This is a genomic window from Nodosilinea sp. LEGE 07088, assembly GCF_015207395.1.
GTDB lineage: Bacteria > Cyanobacteriota > Cyanobacteriia > Phormidesmidales > Phormidesmidaceae > Nodosilinea.
The window spans coordinates 1-4758 of the sequence record NZ_JADEWX010000284.1 but is presented as its reverse complement, the minus strand read 5'-3'; the positions used below and the strand labels follow the sequence as shown (position 1 = coordinate 4758).

Below are 4758 nucleotides of genomic sequence, written 5' to 3'. Positions count from 1 at the left end.
CCGTCGCTCGGAACTTCGCGCTCAACCTCTATCGCTCCAATGAGTTCTCCAACATGGCTCAGGCTGAACGACTCTGCAAATTTGGCCTAGATACCCTCAAGGCCATTTTTAGAATGAAATAGCCCTGCAAAACTCCTGTGCACAGACCAGCCAGCAACAGTTGCTGAAATAGGCTGCTGGCAAGGCCATGATATTGGCTGAAGAGGCGATCGCTCAGAGCTAAAATTATCGGCCCACCCAGAGCAAGGGCTAAACCAATGAGCGTAGGATAGTGGTTTTGCATACTATCAATTAAAGATTCTCCCAATTGGCGTTGAAATTGAAATCTCTCTAAGATTTTACTCAGCTTGCTTAGCAACGGGGGCAGCCGTGTATAAATAAGTTTGATAAACCAATCGAACCCTGCCTTGTTTATCTTTCCAGTCAGCATATAGCCGATCTAACCGATCGCAAAGATCCTCTACGCCAGCCCCCGATCGCGGCAAAAATCCCTGACTGAGGGCACAGCCTATCAAGCCTGCTCGATCCAGCGTCTGCTGATACATGAATTGGCGACGATCGAGCTGTTTAAAGTGAGGAAGATATATTCCTTGCCAAAATAACCCATACTGTCTACGTTTTACCCAGTCAGTCAGTCTTGTATCGTTGACATTTGGACAACCTGACTGGGGCTGAACCGCAGGAGAGTTATAGCGTTTTGCCACCTCATAAAGAATATGAGTATAGCGATGGGAGAAAGAGTCCGCTTGATTCCAGAAATTCCATAACAATGCTAGGCGTCCAGTCGGCTTCAGAATTCGCTGAAACTCTCTCAGGCTTTGCCCAAATTCAAACCAATGAAAGGCTTGAAACGAAACGACTAAATCGATACTTGAAGTGAGTAACGGAAGTTGTTCCGCTGATCCCGCTATCCATTCAATGTTCTGATGTGGGATAGCAGCAGATCTCATGTCAGCATTGGGTTCTATCGCCTGCACCCGTATGCCACGCTGAGCCAAAAGTCGTGAACCAATTCCAGTTCCTGCACCGATATCAGCGGCAGCTAAAGTTGATGGTTGCTGAAAGCCCTCTAGCATTGTGTCGATCGCGCTAGCCGGATAGCTAGGTCGATACTCTGCGTAATCTGTTGCTACATCAGAGAAGTAATCTAAGGAGTTCATTGAGGTAGTTCTCTTCGAGTATCTAAGTGTCATTTAGCAATAAGTGTCATTTAGCAATAGGTTTGCCAACAAAAAGTAGCCTACTGCTTTGTTGGACTATCCAAAATAAGACAGAAGATCGATTAAAAACGTTAAAAATCGCTTTCCAAATGCTGCTGACAATAATCCACACAGGATGGGTAATGCTACAAAAAATCCACTATCAGTAGTGGTCAAATGTATGGTCTCACCCAGAAATATCGAATATAAGAGATGTAGGTATAGTGGAAGCAACCCAAGTAAAACACCGCTCAAGAAATTCCATATCATTTCAGCCGAAGCCCAATGATCGGATGTGTGATCTTCGGGATGACTCTCAGATTCCTTCATTGCATTTATCCACCCCAACAAAAAATTCAAGATTCTGACATCAGAACGCAATAGGGTGTGAACTGAACAGGGCAGCTTGAAAGTGTGAGCTGTATCATACAGTGCTGTAGAGCAGAGCAAAAGCACATCAGCCGATCGGTCATTCTTAAGGTCAATTGAAGTAGCCGCTAAGACAACCAGAGGATTGATTTGAATAGATCAGGGCTAATTTATGCTGAATCTAGCAAAAATTTTGTCGCTTGAAATCTATGCTAGATTCACAAATTTCTCCACCACTCAACGTCAACAACATCCTTGAAACGGGTTGGTTTAGCGCCAATAGCCCTATACCTGCGGATGGGGCCACGCTAGCCCAAAATGTCCAGCGATCGCCGCTGCTCTCAACCCGTCAGCTAGACGCTACTGTCGAGACCATTAATCTCCAACTGGGCACTGAAGGGGACGACACCTTCTCGGGAACCGACGGTTGTGACCTGTTTCTTGGTCAGGCTGGCAACGATACCCTGGCCGGGAGAGGTGGGCAGGATATTTTAGTCAGCGGGCCTGGTGACGATTGGCTCAACGGTGGCACCGACAATGACCTATTGCTGGGTATACAGGGAAACAATACTCTGGTGGGAGGGAGTGGCGATGACCGGCTACTTGGAGGTGAAGGCAAAGACCGACTGGTAGGGCAGTCTGGCGATGACACTCTCTGGAGCGGGGGCGGTAATGACGACCTGGATGGCGGCCCTGGGCTAGACACCCTCAACGGCGGCAGCGGAGATGATGTGCTCATTGACCCAGATGGCGGCGTGCTCACGGGCGGCGCTGGCCGCGATGAGTTTCGCCTGGGCGATGGTCGCCTGCCAGATACACCCAAAATTGCTATTTTTCCGCCTGTGCCCGACTTCACCATTACCGACTTTGCCGTGGGTGACGATCAGCTGACGCTTAACTTTGGCATTGCGTTTGACGACCTCACGTTTCTGGATACTGACAACGGCACTATCGTCAATGCTCAGTCTCGAGAAGGTCTGGTTTTACTGGAAGGCATTGACTCTGAAGAGTTGACAGAAGATAGTTTTTACTTTGGCGATGCTGACCTGCAGGCCAGTTTCCAAGCGACGCTAGATCAAATTTTGACCGAAAGCGGCTTTCCAGGTATTTCGGTATCGGTGATATCTCCAGACGGGACTATCTGGACCAGTGCCCAAGGCGTTGCCGATCTAGAAGTCCAGACGCCGCTTAGACCAGACGATCGCTTTGTCATTGGCAGCGTCACCAAGCTATTTACGGCGACAACGGTTTTACAACTGGCGGAAGAAGGCAAACTGAGTTTAGATGACCCGATGAGTCACTGGCTGCCGGAGATTGCCAAACGGATTCCGAACGGGGAACACATTACCGTACGTCAACTATTGAGCCATACGAGCGGCGTTCGCAATGATGACGACGATCTCGCCGCCGCCTATCTTGCGAATCCAGACATTGCCCAGCAGGAATGGACAGCAAGCGACTTTTTAGCACTGATCTACGACAAAGAGCCCATGGGTGAGCCGGGTCAGTTTGGCTATAGCAACCCAAACTACACGCTGCTGGGAGAAATTATTGAAGCAGCCACGGATTCTGCGCTTGAACAGCAGTTTCAAACCCGTATTTTTGAGCCATTGGGGTTGACAGATACATTCTATGCCTACCCAGAAGATATTCCCGGTGGATACGTCAAGTCGTACTATGACGAGAGCGGAGACGGTAATTTTGAAGATATTTTGAGTCAGGTTCATCCGTCTCTCTCCGTTAAAAAAGCCGCTGGCGGCATCGTTTCAACACCAACAGATCTGGCCCGGTTTGCTCAAGCTCTGTTTTCTGCCGAACTGCTTTCGCCGACCTCACTGACAGAAATGGTGAGCGATCGCAACCCCTTTCTAGGCAGCTTTGAGTATGGTTTGGGGGTTATGTATGATGACATACCAAAGGTGGGCAGAGTGCTGGGCCATGAAGGCGCTCAAAGTGTTTTTGGCTGGCGCGCCAGTATGTATCATCTACCAGATTTTAACCTGACGATCGCCATTACCTCCAATGGCTTTTCAGAAAGTACTGACCCAGTCAGTAGCCTGTGGGCTGACATCATCCTAAATACCATCAAACAGACTGCTGAAGCGTCAATGCTCTCTAGTGGCGTCTAGAGTTTAGAGCGATCGAGTCTGGTAAGAAGGCTAATTTACCAACAAAATCCGCGAAGCCTTTGTCACAGCGTAGGTGGGATGGCACACCACAAGAAGACCTGCGTCTATCCCACCTTTCATACGGAGTATGTGTATGTCAACCTTATCCCAACTGCCTCCGAACTATCGACGACATAGCACGCTGAATTTACTGCGAAAGCCGGTTCTATTGCTAGTTTTGATACTAATAGGCATAATTTTACTCTTAGGAAGCGGCTGGGCAATATTAAAATTAACGCTGCTGATTCGTCCTGAGGCGGCAGCCGTTCTTCTACCTTATACGGTTTTAGATATCCATTCAGGAGGCGGATTTTTTATCACCGTCTCTTTGGTTTGGGTCGTGGGTGCAGGGTTAGCTATACCCATTACAGTCATTATTCATGAAGCCATTCACGGCCTCTGCTTTTGGTCTGTCACTCGACGTATGCCACGCTTTGGCTGGAGAGGGGTAGTCGCCTACACGACTACCCCTACAGAACTGTACATCCTGCGCAATCCTTACCTATGGATCACGCTTGCTCCGCTGGTGATATTGACGGTCTCTGGACTTGTCTTGCTGTGGCGATCGCCCCTCAGCGCCTTGGCAACGCTGATCTGTATCGTTGCGTTCAACGCTAGCGGGTCGGTAGGAGACATCGCCGTTGCTCTCTGGTTGTTGCAGAAGCCAACCCAGACATTGATTGTAGATAAAGGAGAGGTGATCACAGCCTATGTGCCTGGTTCTTCTAATCTGAAAATCAACGACCTTCCCAAGAGAAAAAACAACGCTTAACAAGCTTAGTCTAATAGCCAAGTAATCTGGTCGGCCAGGAATTGATCAAGTATCGCCGATTCTAGAATGAAGTGCAACACCTAGAAGCTTTCCACAGAGGGGCTCATAGGATAGTCTGATGTCTACCACAACAAAAAGACACCCTATGAGCTATATCCAGCTTAGCGCTTCTGAACGAAATAAAGTTTACGAATTGAGAACTACGACAGCATTGTCCATCCGGGGCATTGCTCGCCAACTCGGACGAAGT

General features: G+C 48.6%; 3 protein-coding genes. 2 read left to right on the top strand and 1 reads right to left on the bottom strand.

Going from position 1 to position 4758, the window contains the following annotated elements; all coding sequences use genetic code 11:
• Positions 1–338: 338 nt before the first annotated feature.
• Complete coding sequence (locus IQ254_RS29780; RefSeq protein WP_228041225.1) at positions 339–1160, bottom strand: class I SAM-dependent methyltransferase; 822 nt, start codon at positions 1158–1160, stop codon at positions 339–341.
• A 617-nt stretch (positions 1161–1777) separates the two neighbouring features.
• Here IQ254_RS29780 and IQ254_RS29775 point away from each other — a divergent pair.
• Together IQ254_RS29775 and IQ254_RS29770 are read left to right on the top strand one after the other, a co-directional pair.
• On the top strand, positions 1778–3697 hold the full coding sequence (locus tag IQ254_RS29775) for a serine hydrolase (protein ID WP_193969761.1): 1920 nt from the start codon (positions 1778–1780) through the stop codon (positions 3695–3697).
• 133 nt (positions 3698–3830) lie between these two features.
• Complete coding sequence (locus tag IQ254_RS29770) at positions 3831–4508, top strand: DUF3267 domain-containing protein (RefSeq protein WP_193969760.1); 678 nt, start codon at positions 3831–3833, stop codon at positions 4506–4508.
• The last annotated feature ends 250 nt before the right edge of the window (positions 4509–4758 follow it).